The organism is Collinsella aerofaciens, from assembly GCF_041537385.1.
GTDB lineage: Bacteria > Actinomycetota > Coriobacteriia > Coriobacteriales > Coriobacteriaceae > Collinsella > Collinsella aerofaciens_BV.
In genome coordinates this window covers 236,477-259,826 of sequence record NZ_JBGORS010000002.1, presented here as the reverse complement: position 1 = coordinate 259,826, position 23,350 = coordinate 236,477, and the positions used below count along the sequence as shown (strand labels likewise).

19 protein-coding genes and 1 tRNA gene are annotated in these 23,350 nt (G+C 60.9%); 19 read left to right on the top strand and 1 reads right to left on the bottom strand.

What is annotated here, in order from left to right:
* Positions 1-99 precede the first annotated feature (99 nt).
* The 17 genes from ACEG18_RS04585 (at position 100) to ACEG18_RS04505 (ending at position 19,921) form a co-directional block, all read left to right on the top strand.
* On the top strand, positions 100-1,359 hold the full coding sequence (locus ACEG18_RS04585) for an MFS transporter (protein ID WP_372541452.1): 1,260 nt from the start codon (positions 100-102) through the stop codon (positions 1,357-1,359).
* Positions 1,360-1,530: 171 nt separating this feature from the next.
* Positions 1,531-2,718 (top strand): glycosyltransferase, encoded by a 1,188-nt coding sequence (locus tag ACEG18_RS04580; RefSeq protein WP_372541450.1) that lies wholly within the window; start codon positions 1,531-1,533, stop codon positions 2,716-2,718.
* Positions 2,715-4,058: a histidine kinase gene (locus ACEG18_RS04575; protein WP_372541449.1), complete on the top strand. Its 1,344-nt coding sequence runs from the start codon at positions 2,715-2,717 to the stop codon at positions 4,056-4,058. The genes ACEG18_RS04580 and ACEG18_RS04575 overlap by 4 nt, the downstream gene beginning before the upstream one ends.
* Before the next feature lie 72 nt (positions 4,059-4,130).
* Positions 4,131-4,847: a LytR/AlgR family response regulator transcription factor gene (locus tag ACEG18_RS04570; protein WP_006235156.1), complete on the top strand. Its 717-nt coding sequence runs from the start codon at positions 4,131-4,133 to the stop codon at positions 4,845-4,847.
* Positions 4,848-4,943: 96 nt separating this feature from the next.
* Positions 4,944-5,411: a YfcE family phosphodiesterase gene (locus ACEG18_RS04565; protein ID WP_372541447.1), complete on the top strand. Its 468-nt coding sequence runs from the start codon at positions 4,944-4,946 to the stop codon at positions 5,409-5,411.
* Between the two features lie 409 nt (positions 5,412-5,820).
* A tRNA-Asp gene (locus tag ACEG18_RS04560) sits at positions 5,821-5,898 on the top strand.
* A gap of 343 nt (positions 5,899-6,241) precedes the next feature.
* Positions 6,242-6,727: an RrF2 family transcriptional regulator gene (locus ACEG18_RS04555; RefSeq protein ID WP_022094514.1), complete on the top strand. Its 486-nt coding sequence runs from the start codon at positions 6,242-6,244 to the stop codon at positions 6,725-6,727.
* A 21-nt stretch (positions 6,728-6,748) separates the two neighbouring features.
* The gene (locus tag ACEG18_RS04550) at positions 6,749-7,654 is read left to right on the top strand and encodes an HhH-GPD family protein (RefSeq protein WP_372541445.1); all 906 of its coding nucleotides are present in this window, start codon (positions 6,749-6,751) and stop codon (positions 7,652-7,654) included.
* 115 nt (positions 7,655-7,769) lie between these two features.
* The gene (rbr, locus tag ACEG18_RS04545; RefSeq protein ID WP_117634424.1) at positions 7,770-8,309 is read left to right on the top strand and encodes a rubrerythrin; all 540 of its coding nucleotides are present in this window, start codon (positions 7,770-7,772) and stop codon (positions 8,307-8,309) included.
* Positions 8,310-8,747: 438 nt separating this feature from the next.
* Positions 8,748-9,182, top strand: a complete 435-nt coding sequence (locus tag ACEG18_RS04540) for a hypothetical protein (protein WP_372541443.1) — start codon at positions 8,748-8,750, stop codon at positions 9,180-9,182.
* A 124-nt stretch (positions 9,183-9,306) separates the two neighbouring features.
* A complete protein-coding gene (locus tag ACEG18_RS04535; protein ID WP_372541442.1) occupies positions 9,307-10,662 on the top strand; it encodes a DNA recombination protein RmuC in 1,356 nt (451 codons plus the stop codon).
* Between the two features lie 126 nt (positions 10,663-10,788).
* The gene (locus ACEG18_RS04530) at positions 10,789-12,591 is read left to right on the top strand and encodes an ABC transporter ATP-binding protein (RefSeq protein ID WP_372541440.1); all 1,803 of its coding nucleotides are present in this window, start codon (positions 10,789-10,791) and stop codon (positions 12,589-12,591) included.
* A gap of 63 nt (positions 12,592-12,654) precedes the next feature.
* Positions 12,655-13,320 carry an endonuclease III gene (nth, locus tag ACEG18_RS04525; RefSeq protein WP_035136768.1) on the top strand — a complete coding sequence of 222 codons (666 nt, stop codon included), beginning with the start codon at positions 12,655-12,657 and terminating at the stop codon, positions 13,318-13,320.
* A gap of 158 nt (positions 13,321-13,478) precedes the next feature.
* A complete protein-coding gene (mfd, locus tag ACEG18_RS04520; RefSeq protein ID WP_372541438.1) occupies positions 13,479-17,111 on the top strand; it encodes a transcription-repair coupling factor in 3,633 nt (1,210 codons plus the stop codon).
* A 215-nt stretch (positions 17,112-17,326) separates the two neighbouring features.
* Positions 17,327-18,190: a phosphatase PAP2 family protein gene (locus ACEG18_RS04515; RefSeq protein WP_372541436.1), complete on the top strand. Its 864-nt coding sequence runs from the start codon at positions 17,327-17,329 to the stop codon at positions 18,188-18,190.
* Between the two features lie 45 nt (positions 18,191-18,235).
* Entirely contained in the window at positions 18,236-19,261 is a 1,026-nt protein-coding gene (locus tag ACEG18_RS04510) for a threonine aldolase family protein (RefSeq protein WP_372541434.1), read from the top strand.
* 78 nt (positions 19,262-19,339) lie between these two features.
* Positions 19,340-19,921, top strand: coding sequence for a GNAT family N-acetyltransferase (locus ACEG18_RS04505; protein ID WP_372541432.1), 582 nt, complete (start codon positions 19,340-19,342; stop codon positions 19,919-19,921).
* Between the two features lie 47 nt (positions 19,922-19,968).
* On the opposite strand, the gene ACEG18_RS04500 is transcribed toward ACEG18_RS04505, so the two are convergent.
* Complete coding sequence (locus tag ACEG18_RS04500; protein ID WP_372541430.1) at positions 19,969-20,691, bottom strand: GntR family transcriptional regulator; 723 nt, start codon at positions 20,689-20,691, stop codon at positions 19,969-19,971.
* 204 nt (positions 20,692-20,895) lie between these two features.
* On the opposite strand from ACEG18_RS04500, the gene ACEG18_RS04495 reads away from it, so the two are divergent.
* Both ACEG18_RS04495 and ACEG18_RS04490 read left to right on the top strand, forming a co-directional pair.
* Positions 20,896-21,888 (top strand): SIS domain-containing protein, encoded by a 993-nt coding sequence (locus ACEG18_RS04495; protein WP_006235139.1) that lies wholly within the window; start codon positions 20,896-20,898, stop codon positions 21,886-21,888.
* Between the two features lie 260 nt (positions 21,889-22,148).
* Entirely contained in the window at positions 22,149-23,231 is a 1,083-nt protein-coding gene (locus tag ACEG18_RS04490) for a DMT family transporter (protein ID WP_372541428.1), read from the top strand.
* The last annotated feature ends 119 nt before the right edge of the window (positions 23,232-23,350 follow it).

Sequence of the window (23,350 nt, the reverse complement as noted above, 5' to 3'; positions counted from 1 at the left end):
CCCGTGCGTGTCCCTTTGCCGAATCCTTACCGGTGCTTCTGGACAATTGGGGTACGATGAACTAACTGCATATCGGGCAAATACGAAGGGTCCCTGTCCATGAAATACACCAAACTCGAGCGTAACTGGGTTATGTACGATGTGGGAAACTCGGCCCTCGTGCTGCTCAATACCTCGGTGGTGCCCATTTACTTTAACGCCATCAATACCGGTGCTTCCTCGGCCGACCTGGTGGTCGCCTGGGGCAATGCGCAGACGATCGCCTCGCTGGTCATCGCCATGCTCATGCCCATTCTGGGCGCGCTTGCCGACTACGCCGGCAACAAGATCAAGTTCTTCCTGGGCTTCTTCCTCACGGGCCTGGTGCTTTGCCTGGCGCAGGCTATCCCAATGTCCGCCATGGCATTTTTGACCGTGTACGTGCTGTGCACCATCGGCCTTAACTCTTCTATGACGTTCTACGACGCCATGCTGCCCGACATTACCACCGACGAGCGCATGGACGCCGTGTCCAGCTCGGGCTATGCCTGGGGCTACATCGGTTCCACCGTGCCGTTCATCATCTGCCTGGCGCTCATCATGGGTGGCCCCGCTCTTGGCGTCCCCACCATGCTGGCAACGCGTCTGTCGTTTATCATCACTGGTGCCTGGTGGCTCATCTTTACCCTGCCGCTCATTCGCACCTATAAGCAAAAGTACGGTCGCGAGCGCGGTCCCGAGGACACTATCGGCCACATCGTGGGCGGTGTGTTCTCCGAGGTCGGACACACCATGCGCGAGATCGCCCACAACAAGACCGTGCTGGTCTACATGATCGCGTTCTTCTTCTATATCGACGGTGTGCACACGGTCATCTCCATGGCCACCAGTTACGGATCGGCTTTGGGCATCGACTCGACCCAACTGGTCCTGGCGCTGCTCGTCACGCAGTTTGTTGCTTTTCCGTCTGCCATCATTTACGGCAAGCTCGCCGGCCGCGTGGGCACGCTCAACATGATCCTGGTGGCGGTCGCCGCCTACATGGGCATTGTGCTGTTCGCCGCGTTCTTCCTAAAGACCGCCTTTGAATTCTGGGTGCTTGCCATTATGGTCGGCCTGTTCCAGGGCGGCGTGCAGGCGCTCAGCCGTAGCTACTTTGGCCGCATTATCCCCAAGGAAAAGTCCAACGAGTACTACGGCTTCTTTGACATCTTTGGTCGTTATGCAAGCGTTATGGGCACCTTCCTGGTGTCGGTTGTCACCTCGCTGACCGGCAACCCGTCGCTGGGCGTCCTTTCCATTGGTGTGCTGTTGGTCGTTGGCTTTATGCTGCTGGTCCGCCTGTCCCGCATGACTCGGGCGGCAGGGCATGCCGCATAGGAGCGAGCGGCTATTGTGCCTGTCCGCGATACTCTTTTGGGGTTATCCGCAATAAACATTCTGACTTTCGAACAATGATTAGCCCAAGTGGGTATGATGGAGTCAGCTAGGTCGCGGGGCGTCGCCTGTGTTTGGCGGCGTCCCGTTTTTGTGTTGCAGGGAGGGTAAGGCATGAACGCCACGGTCGTGATTCCAACGTATTGGGCGGGCGATGACGCTCGCGCAAACGCCCCTGGCACCTATGACCATTCGACACGACTCAACGCCGACAATCCCGAACTCGACCGCTGCCTGGCCTCGCTTGAGCAGGTGCGCGACATCCCGCGCATCATCCTTTTGGTGGTCTGTCCCGTTTCTGCCACAGCCGATGTGTCGCTGCGCGTGCACGAGATTGTCGACGCTCATCCTACGCTCAAGGTCACCGTTGTCACCAACACCCAGGCCTCGCGCATCGCAGACCGGGTTGCTCAGATCGCGCCCAAGGGTTCGGGCGAGTGCGTGAGCCTGCGAGGCTACGGTGCCATCCGCAACATGGGGCTGGCCTGTGCCGCTGTGCTGGGGCATGACGCGGTTATCTATTTGGATGACGATGAGACTGTCATCGACGCCGACTTTATGAAGCGCGCGACCTATGCGTTGGGGCAGCAGACACGTCAGGGCTTGCCGATCTTGGTCAAGAGCGGCTATTTCTACGATCGCGACGGCTCGTCGTTGGCTCCCACGGACAAGGCGGGCATCTGCCATCGTTGGTGGACCAAGCGCATCGAGTTCAACCGTTGGATGAAAAAGGCGCTCTCGGGCACCCGCATCTCGCGCTCCAACTACGTGTGCGGCGGCCTGATGGCCCTGCACGCCCGCGCCTTTACGCGTGTGGCCTTTGACCCGTTTATCACCCGCGGCGAGGACTTGGATTACCTCTTTAACATGCGCATGTTTGGCTACGACGTGTGGTTCGATAACGAGTGGACCGTGCGCCATCTGCCTCCGGAGTCCGAAAAGCGCTCACCGCGATTTATGCAGGATGTATACCGTTGGTACTACGAACGGGCCAAGTTGACATTCGCCGCGCATCAAAAGGAGCTCATTCCCGTTACGGCGGCATCGCTCATGCCCTACCCGGGCCCGTGGATTTCGTGCGAGCTCGACGACCGCGTGCGCAAGACCGCTATGGTCCGCAGCGTGTTTACCCGCGAGCATGAGGGCTACCTGCGCATCTGGCGCCATGGTATCGACGAGGCAAAGGCCTATGCGCGCCAAAACGCTGCAAGCTATCTGCGTTTCCAGAGCTTTTGGCCCAAGATCATGGACGGGCTTTGGCGTGACGCACAACTGATCAGTATCCTGGAGGGGGCCGAATGATCGACCGCCGCGCCCAGCGCGATAGTTCAATATCAATCTTTCGCATCATTGCCGTTGCCTGCGCCATTTGCGTGCTGGTGTACTTTATTTTTGCCTTGGTGACCGGTATCGAGCCGATCGCCACGGTGATTGCCTGCGCGCTGCTGTGCATCTTTCTGTGCATTTTTATCTTTTTGACGCTCAATCCCGATTCGGTGCGCTCCCAGTACACCGAGGAGACGCTCTCGGTGGCCTCGGCCATGCTCGAGGACATTAAGGGCGGTCTGACGCAGGAGTCGGCGCGTTTGGTGTGCCAGCGCATTTTGCCCGAGACGCGCGCCATGACGGTGGCCATCACCGACGAGGACAACGTGCTTGCCTGCGCGGGCGAGTTTGAGGAAAAACTGCTGCCCGATACTCCCATCCACACGCTTGCCACACGCTACGTTATCGAACATGGCATCGTGCAGTCGTTCAACCGTATGGTGGATGTCGTGGGCTCGGACGGCTCGCACAACCAAGTCCCCGCCGGCATTATCGCCCCCATCAAGGTGGGCGATCGTACCGTCGGTACGCTCAAGTTCTACTACAAGACCCCGCGCGCCGTCGACCGTACCCAGTACGCGCTTGCCTCGGGCTTTGCCGAGATCTTGTCCACACAGCTCGCCATCCACGAGCTCGAGGTGCAAAAGGAGCTCACGGCGCGCGCCGAGGTGCGTGCGCTGCAGGCGCAGATTAACCCGCACTTCCTGTTCAACACGCTGAACACCATTGCATCGTTTACGCGCACCGACCCGCTGCGGGCCCGCGAACTGCTTCGTGAGTTCTCATCGTTCTATCGTGCCACGCTCGACAACTCGGGATCGCTTATTCCGGTCTCGCGCGAGGTCGCACAGACCAAGCGCTACCTTACCTTTGAGAAGGCCCGCTTTGGCGAGGACCGCGTGCTTGCGACGTTCGATGTGTCCGAGGACGTGGAAGATACGCTGGTGCCGGCGTTCGTGATCCAGCCGATTGTCGAGAACGCCGTGCGTCATGGTATGGGCGATGACGACGCCCTGAGGATCGACGTGACCGTTCACCAAGACGGCGAGGATGCAATCTTGATTGCCGTGGCCGATAATGGCGTGGGCATGGATGAGGGTACCGCCGCCAGACTGTTTGACGAGCGCTCTGCCCGTCCCGACGCCAGCTCTCCCCAGGGTGGCGGCGCCGGTGTGGCCATGCACAATATTTCGGAGCGCATCCATCGCTTTTATGGGCCGCACTCCTATACGCGTGTCGAATCGGCGCCGGGCAAGGGCACCAAAGTGCTCCTTCATCTTGATTTGTCAGAGAGCATCTTTGACATTCAAGAGTAAAATAAAAGGCTACGGGCTCAACGTCATGCGACGGATGCCCGGCGCTGTTAGTTGACGAAAGGTTTTATCCCTATGCTGCGTGCGATGATTGTGGATGATGAGGCGCCGGCTCGCTCGGAGCTTCGCTTCCTGCTCGAGCAAACGGGCAAGATCGGCACGATCACGGAGGCGTCGAGCGTCCGCTCCGCCATCGAGATGCTTATGGAAAGTCGCGTGGATGTCGTGTTTCTCGATATCTCGATGCCCGGTGCCTCGGGCCTGCAACTTGCCGAGGCGCTGCATAAGCTCAAAAATCCGCCGGCGATCGTGTTTGTGACTGCGTATAGCGACCATGCGGTCGAGGCATTCGACGTGGATGCCGTCGATTATCTGATGAAACCGGTCGAGGAAGCTCGCTTGGATCGCGCGATCGAGAAGGTCATGCAACGCGCCAAGCCGGTTACGGACAGCAAGGTGACCATCGAGCGTATCCCGGTGGAAAAGGGCGGCCGCAAGGTGCTCATTCCCGTGGACGACATTCGCTTTATCATGGCCAAGGACGATTACTCCTGCATCTATACCGTCGATGATCGCTTTTTGTCGACGACCTCGCTGGCGCAGTTTGAGGCCAAGCTCTGCGACTTTGGCTTCTTCCGCGTTCACCGCCGCTATATCGTCAACCTGGCGTGCGTCACGGACGTCGAGACGGTGCCCTCGGGCGCCATCCAGCTGGGCATTACGGGCGTCGACGAACGCGTGCCGGTTTCGCGCCGCCGCGTCGTGCCACTTAAGAAGGCCCTGAGTCTCTAGCACACTGGCCCCGCAGCCCTGTAGACCCATTGTCTGCGGAGCCGTGGGGCCTTTTTTGTATGTATCTGCCGAATCGTTTTTTGCGGAAGGGATCCCATGAACAGTGCAAGCGCCAAGCGCATCGACATCATCTCGGACACCCACGGCTATCTTTCGCCTGCGCTTCTGGATGAGCTTGAAGGCGCAGACCTGATTATCCACGCCGGCGACCTCACGTCAGAGATGGACTACGAGCACCTATGCACCATCGCCCCCGTGCGGGCCGTACTGGGCAACAACGATTACTACCGCGACTACGGCCCCGATGTAGACCGTCTTGCGCTCTTTACCTACGAAGGCCTCAAATTCGCCGTAGCCCACTACCGCGAAGACCTTCCGGTGGGATCCGTAGACGTAGCCATCAACGGTCACACCCATGTAACCAAAGAAGCCCACGTGGGCCGTTGCTTAGTCCTCAACCCGGGCAGCGCCAGCTACCCCAGAGGCACTCGAGGCCCCACCATGGCCAGAATGCTCGTCAAAGACGGCAAGATCCTAAGCACCAAGTTTATTGACTTGGACTAACCGCAACAAAAACGGGGGATGCACAACGCATCTCCCGTTTTTCTTTGAGCCAAAGGCAGAGTTTCAACAAGACCCTTAGACAACCCCGCCGAGGAGAACGGGGGCCTCGAGCCGCGGAAGCGGCGAGGAACAACAACAGCTTGAAGCATGTGACGGCAGGGAGGGTTTCCGGGGCTGGGGGCGGGGGTTAAGTTTGTCGCGAGTTCCGCACGCAAAGGAAAGCACTTAATGTGCTTTCCGTCTTGCGCAGGACTGTAGAGCAGCAAACTTAACCCCCGCCCCCAGCCCCGGAAACCCTCCCGGATGGCCCCAAAAAATTTTTCAAAAAAGTTGTTGCGCGCCGGACAGACTTCTGTGTATACTAATCCCCGCAGCGCACGCGAGCGGAAACAAACGCGAACGTCTGCCTGGGGAGTTAGCTCAGTTTGGTTAGAGCGCCGGCCTGTCACGTCGGAGGTCGCGGGTTCGAGCCCCGTACTTCCCGCCAACGCAATTAAAGCCACGTCTTCGGACGTGGCTTTTTGCGTTTAATAGGTCATCGATCTCATATGCCTCTTTATCCAAATCACCGCATTTGCAACGAGCGAGCCAGCCTCTACTGATATATGTGTTCAAACAGGGGGTTTGTTGCGCAACATCTGTTCAATGAAGCAGAGGGTTAGGTTATACTAAATTGCACTGTAGGCCGCATCTGATGCATTCCGCTTCAAGCGCGGCACTCAGTGGATATCCGATTTACCATTTGGATGTCCTGGCGGTCATTTAGCGTCTCGACGCAAGCTCGGCCCCGGAGCTCGTTCGAGCTGTTCGTATTCCTTGAAAGGGGAAAAATGGACATATCGAGGAAGACTGATTACGCCCTTCGTATGCTGGCGATGCTTGCCGAGGATCCGGAGTGTTTGCTTTCTGTTCGCACCGCTGCCGAAGAGGTCAATGTCCCGTATTCGTTTGCCCGCTCGATTCAGCACGGTTTGGTCCAGGCCGGTATTGTGGAGAGCCTGCGTGGCGTCCACGGTGGCATGCGTCTCAAGGTCAGTCCGGACGACGTCACTATCCGCCAGGTCGTCGAGGCCGTTCAGGGTCCTATGGTTATGAACGATTGCACCGCGCCCGATGGTGACTGTGCGCGCATGGGCGCGTGCTGCTATCATCCCCTGTGGGCCGGAGCCCAGGCGTTGATGCGCGACTACCTCGATTCCGTTTCGCTCGGCGACATCGTCGCTCACCGCCAGTTCCCGGCCGTCGATCCCAAGTTCGCCGACCGCGAAGCGTTTCCCGAGTACGCCACCTGCGCGTGCGCTTACCGGGAGGAATAGCGCCGCATAAGGAGTATAGCCATGATTCAGGACCCCTTTCGTTCGATGATTCGTTCGGAAGGGGTCCTGCGTTATCGCGACCTTCCGTGGCGCCGCACGCGCGATCCGTACATCATTTGGCTTTCTGAGGTCATGCTGCAGCAAACGCAGGTGCCGCGTGTGGAGGCACGCATGCCGGTGTGGCTCGATCGTTTTCCGACTGTGCAAGCGCTTGCCCAGGCCGCGCCTTCCGATGTTTTGGACGCTTGGCAGGGCATGGGCTACAACCGACGCGCTCTGGCGCTTCATGGGGCCGCTCAACGGGTCGTAGAGGATTGGGGCGGGGAGTTTCCGCGCGAGACGCACAATCTGGTCGCGCTGCCTGGTATTGGCCCGGCAACGGCGCAGGGCATCCGTTCGTTTGCGTTTGATCTTCCAGGCGTGTATCTGGAGACCAATGTGCGCACGGTCTTTCTGCATCATTTCTTTCCCGATGTGCCGGCCGTTCCCGATCGCGAGCTGGTGCCGCTGATCCAAGCCGCCTGTCCGGCGGCCCCTGGTGCGGCGGCGGATGAGATTGCGCCCTTTGCCGCGCCTCAAGACGATGCCGACACGCCGCGCGCGTGGTATTACGCGTTGCTGGATTACGGCGCGTATCTAAAAAAGACGCTGCCCAATCCGTCCAGGCGGTCGGCGGGCTATAGTCGTCAGTCCAAGTTTGAGGGCTCGCGTCGCCAAAAGCGCGCGCATATCGTGCGTATGTTGCTGGCAGCGCGCGATGGGCAGCCGGCGGGGATTACGCTTGCTGATGCCGTGGTGGGCGTTAACGAGATGGAAGCGGCAGCCGGTCGCGGGCCGGTCGAGTGCGACTTGATCGCGGGCATTCTAGCTGACCTGGAGCGCGAGGGCTTTTGCCGAGCCGAGGACGATCGTTGGTTGAGTGTGTAGCCCGCTCAAATCTGAAGAACGGGATTGTAAGGTTTAAATTCTCGGCTTGAGGGGCATCCTAAAGACGAGGCCGCTCGGAGCCTACGGGCGGCATGCGTTGAAGGGAAGTACACCTATGGATTTTGAGAACTCCCAAACCAAGAAGAACCTCGAGACCGCTTTTGCCGGTGAGTCCCAGGCACACACCAAGTATCGCTACTATGCCTCTAAGGCCAAGAAGGATGGCTACGTTCAGATCTCGAATATCTTTGCCGAGACCGCAGGCAACGAGTCCGAGCACGCCAAACTGTGGTTTAAGTATCTGCACGATGGCGCCGTCCCCGATACCCTGGACAATCTGCGTGATGCCGCCGCGGGCGAGAACTACGAGTGGACCACGATGTACGACGAGTTCGCCAAGACCGCCGAGGAGGAGGGCTTTGCCGAGATCGCCGAGAAGTTCCGTGGCGTCGCCGCTGTCGAGAAGGCCCACGAGGAGCGCTACAACAAACTCGTCGAGCGCATCGAGTCGGGCGAGGTGTTTGAGCGTGAGGGCGTAAAGGTGTGGAAGTGCCTGAACTGCGGACACCTGCATGTTGGTGCCGAGGCGCCTGAAGTGTGCCCGGTGTGCAACCACCCGAAGGCGTACTTTGAGGAGCAGGTGGTGAACTACTAGCGCGTGGCGCTAGCGTGAGCTGGGCCGGGAGGGCCGGACTACCTTCCCTCCTCGCTCACGGCTTCGCAGGGTCGCGTTGAGGGAAGGTAATCCGGCCCTCCCGGCCCGCTTTGGGTCGTCGCATGCTCGTTACAGAAAAGCTGATTAGAAGTTTGTGTGCCGCCCCTTATGGGGCGGCACGTTTTGTTTGGGGTCCCTGTCTTCACAACTTCCGTCAAGATTTTGGTCAGCTTTTGGTTAGTTGGCGGGTTGGCGGAAGGGCAAAAGATCATTCGATAAAAAAGCTCAGAGAAAGTGCTGGTAGGGGAGTTGTTGAGGTTTTCGACAGTTTTCTGACAAAAGAATCTTTGCGGCTATTGCCGCGGATTTCGTTGCTGCGGCCGCGATGGTGCGGGATGCTGGGCGCAAGCGTCGAATGCTCCGATTTTGGAGGCCAGCATGGATCTGTTTCTTGAGACTCCGCAGCAACAAGCTGAGCGCATGCTGCGTCAGCAGCAACGACTCATGGAGATGCAAATGCAAGGGGCGGCAGTCCAGCCCTTTGCGCAAAATGTCGTGCCCGCTGCTGTACCTGCAGCTGTGCCCGGGTGTGAATCGGCGCCAGAGGCCTATTCCGTACAGCAAGATTCATATGCGCAGGAGCTCGCGTTCGACAAACGCCGCGCGCGCCGCCGCCGTTTGGGCCAGCGCCTGCGCACCTTGGCGATGATGGTGCTCGTCCCGTTGGGGCTTGCGGCCATCTTTCTGGCGTCGTATGCCCTCACGTGCATCCTCAACGGCGCATCGCCCAACGAGGTGCTCCAGCATCTGTCAGCCCTCGGCCAGCGCCTAGGCGACGTCATGACAACCATTCGCACCGGCTGGGAGAGCTAGCGTTTTAGCGTCCGCGGCTCTAAGAGATATTTGTCTGCAAGGCAGTGAGTGATCCGTGTGTGTGGCGGGGTAAGATTGATTGCGGTTTTGATTGGTGCTCGATTGGGTTTGTTGGGCGGAGTTTATGTCTGCTATTGATATTGTGCTTGTTGTGATCGCCTTGGTGGCGGTGGGGGTTGCTGTGGCTTGCGCCCTCCAACTCAAGAGCCTGCGTGCCGAGTTGCGGGAGCATGGCGACAGTAGCGCGGAAACGCTGGCAGCGCTCGAGCAGGCTAACAACGCGCTCGATGCCCTGAACGTCGCGTTGGCAGAAACCCGTCGCACGGCAAACGCCATCGCGCAGCAGCAGACGACCGATGTGGCCGTGGAGCAGCAACGCTACCTGACCATCGCGCGTGAGTTCTCGCAGGCTGGCGACCGTATGGATGACCTGCGCCGTGAGACGGCCCAACAGCTCGGTGCCAACCGTGAGGGTATCGAGCACCGCCTGGACAAGGTGCGCGAGACGGTCGATGCCCAGCTGGGCGCCATCCGCAAAGACAACAACGTGCAGCTCGATCAGATGCGTGCGACGGTGGACGAGAAACTCTCCCGTACGCTCAACGACCGCCTGTCTGCATCGTTTAAGCAGGTGAGCGACCAGCTCGAGGCCGTGTACAAGGGCTTGGGCGACATGCAGTCTATCGCCACCGGCGTGGGCGACCTTAAACGCGTGCTGGGTAATGTGAAGGCCCGTGGCATTTTGGGCGAGGTGCAGCTGGGTGCGATCCTGACGGACATCCTCACGCCCGACCAGTATCTGGAAAACGTCGCCACCAAGCCCGGCGCCTCGGAGCGCGTTGAGTTTGCCGTCAAGCTGCCGGTGGACGAGGGCGATCCCGTGCTGCTGCCGATCGACTCCAAGTTTCCGGGCGACGCGTACGAGCACCTGCTCGACGCGCAGGAGTCGGGCGATGCGGAGGCCGTGGCGGCTGCGCGCAAGACGCTCGACACCATGGTCAAGCGCGAGGCTAAAGACATCTGCGAAAAGTACCTGAGTGTGCCGGCAACGACCAACTTTGGCATCATGTTCGTGCCGTTTGAGGGGCTGTACGCCGAGGTCGTCAGCCGCCCCGGGCTTATCGAGACCCTGGGCCGCGACTATCACGTCAACGTAGCCGGTCCCAGCACCATGGCCGCCATTCTCAACAGCCTGCAGATGAGCTACCAGACGTTTAGGCTGCAAAAACGTACCGACGACGTACTGCGCGTGCTCTCCGCCGTCAAGGCCGAGCTGCCGCGCTATCAGGCGGCGCTGCGCCGCGCCCAGCAGCAGATCGAGACCGCGGGCAAAACGGTCGAGGGCATCATCACCACGCGCACCAACGTCATGGAGCGCAAACTCAAGGACATCGACGCGCTGGAAGACGCGCGGGAGGCCGACGCGATTTTGGGCTTGGAGTCCGCAGGCCTGCCCGCAGACCAAAAAGACGAGGACTAGTCGCAACGGACGGTGGGGCGCCGGCGTAAACGCGGGTGCCCCACCGCTTTTCGCATCGTGCTTGCCTGAAGTGCGCTTCAATGTGCAACAATGGCGTTTCGCCCTATCAGACGCGAAAGGAAGCCCATGTCTCAGAGAAGCACCAGTCCACTCAAACGCTCCACCGTGCGCCGCACGCTGCAGCGGTTTTGGGGTGTGACGCGCACGCAGCCGCTGATTGTCTTTCTCTCGGTGTTCTCGTCGGCGGGCTACATCTTTTTGCTCACGTTTGCCAACACCTACGTTATGGCCCTCATCGTCGACCGCGTCCAGGCCGGTCCCGTGGCGGGTGACCGGGTGTTTGAGGTCTTCGCCCCCTATATCCTGGCGCTCGTACTCGTTAACCTGGTGGGTCAAATCCTCTCCAAGCTACAGGACTATACCGTCTACAAGCTCGAGATCGCAGGCAACTATCACCTGGCGCGTCTGTGCTTCGACACGCTCTCCAACCAATCCATGACATTCCACACCAGCCGCTTTGGCGGATCGCTCGTGAGCCAGACGAGCCGTTTTATGAGCGGCTACACGGGTCTGGTGGATGTGACGGTGTATTCGCTCATCCCCACTATCACCTCGGTCATCTGCACGGTGGCGGCGCTCGCTCCGGTGGTGCCCACATTTACCGTGATCCTGGTGTGCATCATGGTCGTCTACATTGCGTTTGTCTGGCTTATGTACAAGCGCATCATGCCGCTTTCGGCCGCGACGTCCGCCGCGCAGAACAAGCTCTCGGGTGTGCTCTCCGACGCGGTCACGAACATCTTGGCCGTCAAGACCTGCGGACGCGAGGACTTTGAACGCGATCTGTTCGATGCCGCCGATCGTGCCGCGCGCGACGCCGAGACGGTCTCGATGCACGCCATGATGCAGCGCAACTTTACGACCTCGGGCCTTATCGTCATCACCATGGCCGTGGTGAGTGTGTTCGTGGCGGGCGGCAACGCGTGGTTTGGCATCTCGGCCGGCTCGCTCGTCATGATCTTTACCTATACGTACAACCTCACCATGCGCCTGAACTACGTGAGCTCCATGATGCAGCGTATCAACCGCGCTTTGGGCGATGCGGCCGAGATGACGCGCGTGCTGGACGAGCCACGTTTGGTGGCAGACGACCCGGACGCCCCTGAGCTCAAAGTAACCGAGGGCGCGATTGATTTTGAGCACCTGAGCTTTGCGTACCGTGACGCTGCGGCGGGCGAGAACGTGTTCGATGACCTGACACTTCATGTGGCGGCGGGCCAGCGCGTGGGCCTGGTGGGCAAATCGGGCTCGGGTAAGACGACGCTCACCAAGCTGCTGCTGCGCCTAGACGATGTTCAGGGCGGCCGCGTGCTCGTGGACGGTCAGGATGTCTCGCGCTGCACGCAGCAAAGCCTGCGCCGCCAGGTTGCCTACGTGCCGCAGGAGGCGCTGCTGTTCCACCGCTCCATTCGCGAAAACATTGCCTACGGTCGTCCCAACGCCACTGATGAGCAGATTCGTGAGGCCGCGCGCCTGGCCAATGCCCTGGAGTTTATCGACCGATTGCCCCGTGGCTTTGACACCATGGTGGGTGAGCGCGGCGTCAAGCTCTCGGGCGGCCAGCGTCAGCGCGTGGCTATCGCCCGCGCCATCCTAACCGACGCGCCGATTCTAGTGCTCGACGAGGCGACCTCTGCCCTGGACAGCGAGTCCGAGGCGCTGGTGCAGGAGGCGCTCGAAAACCTGATGCGCGGGCGCACCTCCATTGTGGTGGCGCACCGCCTGTCCACCGTGGCGGCGCTCGACCGCATTGTGGTGCTGGCCGATGGTGAGATTGTCGAGGACGGCACGCATGCGCAGCTCGTCGAGGCGGGTGGCGAGTACGCGAGCCTGTGGAGCCGTCAGACCGGCGCATTCTTGGAGGCGTAAGCGTCTCGGACGTGGGACAATTGTGCCCATAAGTTTATTGTGCCGTTGAGCCGAGGAGTCGTTATGCCACGCGAGACCAATGCCGCCAAGCGCGAGCGCGCCATCGAGGTGTGCGAGCGCCTCAACCGTCGCTATGGCCCGGTCGAGTGCTTTTTGGACCACGAGAATCCCTTCCGCCTGCTGATCGCGGTGCTACTCTCGGCGCAAACAACCGACGCGCAGGTCAACAAGGTGACGCCGCGGCTGTTTGCCCAGTGGCCCACGCCCGAGGCCATGGCCGGGGCGAGCGTGGCTGACGTGGCAGATACCATCAAGTCACTCGGCTTCTACAAGAGCAAAGCCAAGCATGCCGTCGAGGCCGCGCAGATGATCGTCGCCGATTACGGCGGCGAGGTGCCGGCCGACATGAAGGAGCTTGTAAAGCTGCCGGGCGTGGGACGCAAGACGGCGAACATCGTGCTCAACGTGGGGTATGGCATCGTGGAGGGCATTGCGGTGGACACACACGTCAACCGCATTGCGCACCGCCTGATGTTGAGTCCCAAGACGCATGCCAAGGAGCCGCTCAAGACCGAGCAGGATCTGCTCAAGATTTTGCCGCACGAGTATTGGGAGTCGGTCAACCATCAGTGGATTACCTTCGGTCGCGAGATCTGCGATGCCCGCAAACCCAAGTGCGACGAGTGTCCGCTGGCAGATTTGTGCCCCAGCGTGCGCGTAGCGGGGTAGGGCGGAATGCATCTTCGTCTGGCGTTTTTTGCAGGGCCGGGTTTGCCCTTGAGCAGGAGTCCTCTCCATGCGCTACCATGACAAACAATGATCTTTGACGTACGACCCGCCGAGCTTGCCCCGGCGGGCTTTTGGCGTTGCGATGCCGGAGGAACAGCATGCTCATTCACCGTATAGCCGCGCAGCTCTACACTGCCGAGGCCTTGCAGACCGTCGAGGCCGGACTCGATGCCGGCGAGGACGTGACGCTGGCCGTGTCGCAGTCGGGCCGTACGCTTATGGCGGCCGCCCAGTTTGCGCGCCGTCCGCGCCCGACGGTCTACATCGTGAGCGGCGAGGATGCGGCCGATCGCGCTGCGCGCAGCCTTGCCGCCTATGTGGGGCTGGCGCGCGTGTGCCGCTTTCCCGAGCGCAAGGACTATCCGTGGCGCGAGCAGGCGCCCGACGATGCCGTGGTGGCGCAGCGCTGCGAGGCCCTGGGACGCATCGTGCGCGGCGACAACTGCATCATGGTCGCCTCGGCCCGCGCGCTGCTGCGTTGCGTGCCGCCAGTCGAGAGCCGCTACTGGGAGTCGACAACCTTTGCGGTGGGCGAGGAGATTCCCTTCGATGAGGTGCCGCAGCGCCTGGTGGGCATGGGCTATACCAATGCCGGTGCCGCCGACGCGCCCGGCCTGTTCCGCGTGCACGGTGATACCGTCGAGGTGTTCCCCGCGCAGGAGAAGGCACCCGTGCGCATCGAGTTCTTCGGCGACGAGATTGATCGCATCCGCCGCATGGTGAGTTCCACGGGGCAGACCATCGGCAACGAGGACAGCATCGAGATCTTCCCGTGCCGCGAGCTGGCGCTTACCGACGAGGCGGTCCACAACATGCATGTGGCGCTCTATCGCGCCAGCCAGGACGATAGCAAGCTGGTGGCGCTGCTCGAGATGGTGGATGCACGCATCGTCACGCCCGAGCTCGACCGCTTTTTGCCGGTGATGTACGGCCAGACCGTAAGCCCGCTGGCACACGTGAGCGGCAAGGCGCTGGTGGTGCTGTCCGAGCCGCGTTCGCTGTTCGACGACTGCCTGCGTGCCTACGAGGATATCGAGGCTCGTGCCGGCGAGGCGGGGATTGACCGACTGGATGGCCTGTATGTACGTGCTCAGCAGCTCGATTTTGGTGCTCAGCAGCGCCTGAACTATGTGAGCCTGATTCGCGCGGGCGGTGCGGTTACGGCAGAGCTCAAGATTGAGCAGCCTGCCATCGCAGGCTCGGACAACCGTTTTATGACGCGCATTCAGGAAGTCGTGGGCAAGCGCTATGCCTGCGTGTTTGCCATCCCCGATCGCGGTGCGCGCGAGTCGATGGAGCTCACCTTTGGTGACGAGGGCATTACCTTTGAGGAATCGCTGACGGCCGCGCCCGAAAATGCAGGCGTCATTGGCGAGCGCGTACGCGTGGCAACGGCAGACTCTGCCGATCGCGCCAGCCGCCAGGAGGCCCATGCTTCCATTCGCGAGCGTAAGGCCGACGCGCTCAACGCCCGCTCGCTCGAGGCGGGTGCCGCCCAGGCTGCCGCCGGCGCCGCCGTGCCCACCATCTCGCGCGGACGCGTGACCTTTGTCGATGCCGCCCTGCCGCAGGGCGTGGTGGTGCCCGATGCCAACCTGGCCGTGTTCTCGATCGCCGACCTCAACGCCCGCATGGACGCCAACCGCGCGCGCAGCCGCCGCAAGGTGGACATTACGCAGATCACGTTTCCGTTTAAGCCGGGCGACTACGTGGTGCACGCCACTCACGGCATCGCACTCTTTAGCGAGATCGCGCGCCAGGAAGTGGGCGGCAAGGAGCGCGACTACTTTTTGCTGGAATATGCCGACGGCGACAAGCTCTACGTGCCGCTCGAGCAGGTCGACCGCATCACGCGCTATGTTGGTCCCGACGGTGACAAGCCGCGCCTGACCAGGCTCAACACCGCCGACTGGACGAGTGCCACCAACAAGGCGCGCAAGAACGCCAAAAAGCTGGCGTTTGACCTGGTCGACCTGTATACGCGCCGCTCGTCGATTACCGGTATCGCCTGCCCGCCCGACACGCCCGAGCAGATCGAGATGGAGGAGAGCTTTCCTTACGACGAGACGCGCGACCAACTGGAGGCCATCGCCGACATCAAAGCTGACATGGAGGCGCCCAAGCCCATGGACCGCCTGCTGTGCGGCGACGTGGGCTTCGGCAAGACCGAGGTCGCCCTGCGCGCGGCCTTTAAGTGCGTGGACTCCGGTCGCCAGGTCATGGTGCTCTGCCCCACGACCATTCTGGCCCAGCAGCACTACGAGACATTCTTTGAGCGCTTTGCCCCGTTTGGCCTGGAGGTCGAGGTGCTCAGCCGCTTCCGCACGCCGGCGCAGCAAAAGCGCGCGCTCAAGGCGTTTGCCGAGGGCACGATCGACGTGCTCATCGGCACGCACCGCCTGCTTTCGGCCGATGTGAACCCCAAGAACCTGGGCCTGGTGATCATCGACGAGGAACAGCGCTTTGGCGTGCAGCACAAGGAGCAGCTCAAGAACCTGCGCGAGCAGATTGACGTGCTCACGCTTTCGGCCACGCCCATCCCGCGTACCATGCAGATGGCCACGAGCGGCGTGCGCGATATGAGCCTGATTACCACGCCGCCGACTGGGCGCCGCCCCGTGATCGTGCACGTGGGGGAGTACGACCCCGACGTGGTGAGCGCGGCGATTCGCCTGGAGGTGGGTCGCGGCGGACAGGTGTACTACGTGTCCAACCGCGTCAAGACCATCGATGACGCTGTGGCACGCGTGCACGAGGCCGCGCCCGAGGCGCGCGTGGGCGTGGCGCACGGCAAGATGAGCCCGCGCGAGGTCGAGGACGTGATGATCGAGTTCGCGACCAAAAAGATCGATGTGCTCATCGCCACGACCATCGTGGAGAGCGGCATCGACAACGCGACCGCCAACACGCTCATCATCGAGGACTCACAGCGCCTGGGTCTGGCACAGCTCTACCAGCTCAAGGGCCGTGTGGGTCGCTCGGCCACGCAGGCCTACGCGTACTTTATGTTCCCGGGCGAGCTGCCGCTCACCGAGGAGGCCACGGCGCGCCTGACTGCACTTTCCGAGTTCCAGGACCTGGGCAGCGGCATGCGTATCGCCATGCGCGACCTGGAGATTCGCGGCGCCGGTTCGCTGATGGGCGCTGAGCAGCACGGCAACCTGTCGAGCGTGGGCTTTGACCTGTTTACGCAGATGTTGGGCCAGGCTGTGGCCGAGGCGCGCGGCGATGACGACGCCGGCGTGGAGGCGGCGAGCGTGGGTATTAATCTGCCGGCCGATTACTTCTTGTCCGAGGAGTACCTGCCGGCGGTGGACCAGCGCGTGCTCGTGTACCGTAAGCTCGCGGCGGCCGAGGACCTGGAGAGCATCGACGAGGTGCAGGAAGAGACCGAGGCCGCGCATGGTGAGCTGCCGTTGGCGGGACTCAACCTGTTCAATCGCGCGCGCATCCGCATTCGCGGCGAGCGCCTGGGGCTCGAGAGCGTCACGCTCAGTGGCGGCCGCATCACGTTTTTGGGCGTAGACGTGCCCAAGAAGGTGGCCTTTGAGCTTAAGACCCGCTATGGCGCGGTGAACTTCCCCAAGAGCCGCAAGCTGTCGGTACCCTACAAGGCGGGCGCCGGTGCGGGCAGCGGCCTGGGCCGAGGTCTCGACGCCAACGACGGCACCGGCCCGGTGGCGGCCGCGCTCATGCTACTGCAGCAGCTGGGCGCGTCCGACGATGATTAACGGGTCGACGCTGCAAACGCCCCATTTGGGCAATCTGACCCTCACTCGTCGGTCGCGTACTCAAGTACGCTTCCCTCCTCTTTCGGGCCACCTTGCCACAAATGGAACGTTTTCGCTTACTTATGCTCAACCTGTAAGGGTGTTTACGGGACAAAGCCATCTTCGTCTCACCCACATTGCAGGTTGACCGCCCTTCACCTGACCGAAAGGAAAGCATGTTCGGATACATCTATAAGAAAGATGCCGCTGCTATCGCGGTCATCCTGGCCTTTTGTCTGCTCGTCGGGTCTTTTTTCGATTACCAGATCTCGAGTGCGCTGTTCAATATCGGCAGCATGTACGGTCGCTTTATCGAGGCCGCTGGCGAGCTGCCGTTCGAGCTGACGGCGAGTATCGCGGGCGTCATGCTCGTGCGCGCGGCGCGTCCCGACTCCAGGGGGAGTAAATGGCTCGCCGTGGTCGGCATCCTCGTCAATGTTGGCCTGGCCGGCTACGAGATTATCTCGTCTCTGCGGGTTGGCGGTAAACTCATTGCCGTTCAGCTAGTGCTGACGTTTGTGCTGGTCATCGCGGCCAACCTCATCGCCTATCGCCTTACGCGCGACACCGACCCCGACGAGCTCACGCGCTGGGCGTTGATGGTGCTTGCCGTGTGGGTCGCTCAGGCCATCATCCTCAACGTGATTGTCAAGCCGCTGTGGTCGCGCCCGCGCATGCGCGTGATCGAGGTCACGCCGGGGCTCAATTTTCAGCCGTGGTGGGTAATCGGCAATCCCGACAAGTGGAGCTATATTGCGGCCGGCGTAATCAAGGACGGCTTTAAGTCGTTCGCGAGCGGGCACACGGCGCATGCGGCAATCGGCCTTATGCTTGCGGGGCTTCCCGCGGCGGCCTTTACGGAAAAGCCTTCGCGTCGTCGCGTGGTCTTTTGGGTGGCGGCGGCCGTCGCGGCGCTCGTCGCCTTTGGCCGTATCGTGATCGGTGCACACTTTTTGAGTGACGTGAGCTGCGGCTTTGCCCTGGTGCTGGCACTTGAGTGTCTTGCCGCGCGCATTGCCTATCCCAACGGCGTACAATAGCCCCACCTGAATCATCTGGTCGATACCTGGTATGAGAGGATTGCCATGCTCGCGTTCAACAACGACTATTCCCACGGCGCACATCCGGCGGTGCTGCAGGCGCTCGTCGACACCAACATGGAGCCGCAGCCCGGCTACGGCACCGATGCGCATACCGAGCGTGCCAAGCAGCTTATTCGCGAGGCCTGTCAGGCTCCCGATGCCGACGTGTTTTTGCTGGTGGGCGGCACGCAGACCAACGCGACGGTGATTGACATGCTGCTCGCGCCGTACGAGGGCGTGGTTGCCGCCGAGACCGGCCACGTCGCCTGCCACGAGGCGGGCGCCATCGAGTTTGGCGGCCATAAGGTGCTCACCATTCCCGGCTACGAGGGCAAGATGCACGCCGAGGACCTCGAGAGCTATATCCAGGTGTTCTACGAAAACGAGAGCTACGAGCACACGGTGTTTCCGGGCGCCGTGTACGTGAGCCTATCGACCGAGTACGGCACGCTGTACTCCAAGGCCGAGCTCGCGGCGATTCACGCAGTGTGCCAGAAGCGCGAGATTCCGCTGTTTGTGGACGGTGCTCGTCTGGCCTATGCGCTGGCGGCCGATGAGTGCGACATTACCCTGCCCGAGCTGGCGCAGCTGTGCGACGTGTTCTACATCGGCGGCACCAAGTGCGGCGCGCTTTGCGGCGAGGCCGTGGTGTTTTGCGGCATGCACGCTCCGGCACATCCCATTCCGCGCATTAAGCAGCACGGTGCGCTGTTGGCCAAGGGCCGCCTGACGGGCGTCCAGTTTGAGGCACTCTTTACCGATGGCCTGTATTTTGAGATTGGTCGCCAGGCGATTGAGACCGCTCAGGCGCTGCGTCGCGTGTTGCACGAGCGCGGCTACCAGTTCTTCTTGGAGACGCCCACAAACCAGCAGTTTGTGATTCTGCCCAACGAAGACATGGCCCGCATTCGCGAGCATGCCTCGATCGAGTACTGGGAAAAGTACGACGAGACCCACACGGTGGTGCGCTTTTGCACCAGCTGGGCCACGACGCGGGAGGACATCGACGCGCTGGCGGCTGTCCTGTAGCTTGATGTAATGACGAGGGGCCGTCCTACGCCTGGGTTTGGCGCAGGGCGGCCTTTGCTTTTGTGGGGGAAGGATTGTATGACCGAGATGTCCGAGCCTGCGATTCGCCTGGCGACGTCCGACGATGCGCCGGCGTTGCTTGCCATCTATGAGCCATATGTGCGCGAGACGGCAATTACCTGCGAATACGAGGTGCCGAGCGTTGAGGAGTTCGCCGGGCGCATCGAGCGTACGCTCGAGCGCTATCCGTACCTGGTGATGGAGTTGGACGGGCGCCCGGTAGGCTATGCCTATGTGAGTCCGCTCAACAGCCGTGAGGCGTACGACTGGTCGGTCGAGACGTCGATCTACCTGGCGCGCGACGTGCGCCACGGCGGGCTGGGCCGCAAGCTGCACGATGCGCTCAAGCAGTGCCTGGCCGCGATGGGCATCACCAACATGTGCGCGCTCATCGCCGTGCCGCACGATAAGGACGATGAGTACCTGACGCACAACAGCCAGGATTTCCATGCCCATATGGGGTATCGCCTGGTGGGCGCCTTCGACCGCTGCGCCCAAAAGTTCGGCCGTTGGTACGACATGTGCTGGATGGAGCTGGTCCTAGCCGAGCGCGTCCCTAACCAACCCAAACCAACCTGGTTCCCCGACCTCCTCGCCTAAAACCGCCACGAAGGTGCCTGTCCCCTTTGTGGTGGTTTTGGTTTGAGTTAGCCGATGGGCTCGGTGTATTTGGCACGGTCGGTTCGTTGGATGCGCTTGGAGACGTGGAGCGGGCGGCCGTCGGTGTCGTAGACGTAGTCGGTGATTAGGATCAGCGCCTGCCCGCGCTCGACGTTGAGTAAAAACGCCTCGTTTTGCGAGGCATAGCACACCTCAAAGGTCTTATGCCCCTGCGCCGGTGCGCGATGGAACTCCTGTCGCAGCGTGGCGTAGAGCGAACCGTTGATATCGCGATCGATGAGCGTCTCGAAGCTTGGCGGCAGGTAGGTGGTCTCCAGGCACAGCGGCGCGTCGTCCAGGTAGCGCAGGCGGACAAGTTTGACGAGCTTGCTGCCCACGGCGGCGTCAAAGAACTTAGCTATGCTGCCGCCCGCCTTGGCAAAACCCGAGTCCACCGTGCGCGTGGTGGGCTTCATGCCCTGACCCTGTACCTGTGCCGTGTAGCTCGAAAACACCAGGTTGTTCTCGTGGAGCGCGGGCGTGTCGGCCACAAAGGCGCCACGTCCGCGCTCGGTGCGCACCAGGCCCTCGTCAACTAACACCTTAAGCGCGTGGCGCACGGTGCTGCGCGACAGCCCCGATTCGTCCATGAGCTCCATCTCGGACGGCAGCTTGTCTCCGCGTGCGTAGGTGCCGGCGGCGATGCGGTCACGCAGCATGCCCGCCAGACGCTCGTATTGGGTCAGTTTCTTTTTAGACGAAGCGCTCATACGACTAACCTGTATCTAACTTGTATGCTTACCTAATCAAGCATGTATCCAATACAACAATAAAACCGCTGGTACCAGTTATCAAAAACCGCATCAGCAAATTTTCCAAGACAAATATAGCATACAACTAGTCGACATCACCAAAACATGTATGTAACTTGTATGCCATCAAGAGCATCAAACGAGAAGAAAGGCTGATGCACGATGACTACTCAGGAACAGGTTAAGGACGTCGTCTCCCAGGTTTTGGCTGACAAGGCAGACAAGGGCGGCATCAAGCGCGTCGTGTGGATTGGCGCCGGCGGATCCAACGGCGGCAACTATCCTGCCCAGTACTTTATGGAACACGAGGCCACGCAGGTCGTGAGCTCCAGCTACACCAGCAACGAGTTCGTGCACGCAACCCCTGCCTACGTTAACGAGAACACCCTGGCCGTCGTCGTGTCCATGCGTGGCACCAAGGAGACCATCGTCGCCGCCCAGGTCGCCAAGGACCACGGCGCCAGCACCATCGCAATCTATGTCGACGAGTCCGGCCTCACCGAGGTCTGCGACTACAAGATCCAGTATGACAGCCTGGCCGTCGACGAGTCCTGCATGGGCCGTACCAACTCCGCCGTCGTGACCATGATCGCCATGGAGCTCACGCAGCAGACCGAGGGCTATGCCGAATACGAGACCGCTATGGCCGCGTTCGACCTGGTCGACCCCATCTATCGCAAGGCCGTCGAGTACACCCGTCCGCTTGCTGCCAAGTGGGCCGAGCAGAACGCCGACAAGCCTTGCATCAACGTGATGGCTCAGGGTCCGCTCTTTGGTGCCGCCTACGTCTTTAGCATCTGCAACGTGCAGGAGATGCTGCAGATCGACTCCTGCACCATCAACACCTGCGACTTCTTCCATGGTCCCTTCGAGATCCTGGACAAGCGCACCTCGCTGTTCCAGCTTATCAGCGTCGGCCGCAGCCGCTGCAACGACGAGCGCGGCATCCGCTTCGTCAACCAGTACGGTGGCGAGCGCGTCTATCAGCTCGATGCCAAGGAGCTTGGCCTCAACGACATCAAGGACAGCGTGAGCGAGTACTTCAACCACCTGATCTTCGCCCCGATCCTCAACAACGTCTACATGCGCGCGCTCTCTGCCGTCACCCACAAGGACTACATGACGCGCCGCTACATGTGGAAGCTTGATTACTAAGGGATAGAGTGGCCTAACAGCCCAATATCCCTCATAAGTTGCGGTGGAATAGTTCCCGTTTGGGGGTGTGAGGCCTCTATTTGAGAACTATTTCACCGCAACTGCTAGAGCGGCACTTGGGGACGTTCCCTTTCTGCCGGCAGTTTGGGACACTCCTTGTTTCAAGAGATTTCCCGTTCGCCGATTTGTGTCTTGATAAATGTATATAACGACTATAACGTAGCATGAAACATATTGGCAATAATACCGAGGAGGCTGCGTTGAAGAGAAGTAATGTGGGCTATGCGCTGGTGCTGATCGCCGCCCTTATGTGGGGAACCATCGGCATCTTTGTTAACGGGATCTCGGCCATGGGGGTTTCGTCTCAGAGCATGGCGGCTTTCCGTCTGCTGACCGGTGCCATCATGATGGCACCGGTTCTTGCCTTCATGGGCAGCCGTTCGAACTCCAGCGAGGGGAGGGCTGCTACGCCCTGGGCGCTGTTTAAGGCGAGCCCCAAGGAGCTCGTTCCCTGTGCGCTGGTGGGTGTTGTTGGACTGGCCATCGCCAACACGTGCTATTACGAGTGCATGCGCGAGGTGGGCATGTCTACGGCTTCGGTGCTGCTCTATACATCACCGGTGTTTGGCGTCGCGCTCGGCCGCGTACTCTATCGCGAGGACGTGACCCTCAACAAACTCATCGCCATTGTCTTTAACGTGCTGGGCTGCGTGCTCGCGGTGACGAGCGGCGACCTCTCCGGTTTCCATTTCTCGGTCTGGGGCGTTGCGTCCGGTGTCATCGCCGGCCTCTGCGGTGCGCTGCTGGCGGTATTCAGCCGCATGGCAACCAAAACGCTGCACCCGCTTGCCGTTACGTTTTGGGGCTTTGTTTTTGGCGGTGCGGTTATGGCTGTCATCACAGCTCCGTGGGTGGATATGGCCGCGGCCATGTCCGCGCAGCTCATTTTGCTCTTTGTGGGGTTTGGCTTGGTGCCCACGGCGCTTGCCTACATCTGTTACATGCAGGGCCTCTCTATGGACCTCGAGACGTCGAAGGTGCCCGTCGTGGCCTCGTTCGAGACGGTGGCAACCGTTGTGGTGGGCATTGGTGTCTATGCCGAGCCGGCCGGCGCGATCAAAGTCCTGGGCATCGTTTTGGTGCTCGCCTCCATCGTGATCATGAACACCGACTTTTCCAAGCTGCGCAACAGTGCCATTGTCAAACGTATTGTCGAGAGCATGACCTTTAAGCCCAACGCGTGGTGGACGGAGAAATCGCAGGACATGGATCTGTTCCGCGAGCGCACGGGCATTGCGCTGGAGCCCACCGTGCAGGAAAGCCCCTGGTACTTCGTGCGATAGGGGATTGGCGAGGCGTTTGATCTGGGGTTATCCAGCCAGCGCCGGCCTACCTAGCTCCAACGTTTCAAGTACGTTAAACCCGTCAACGGTCGATTTTCATCCGCGAACGGTCTTTATAC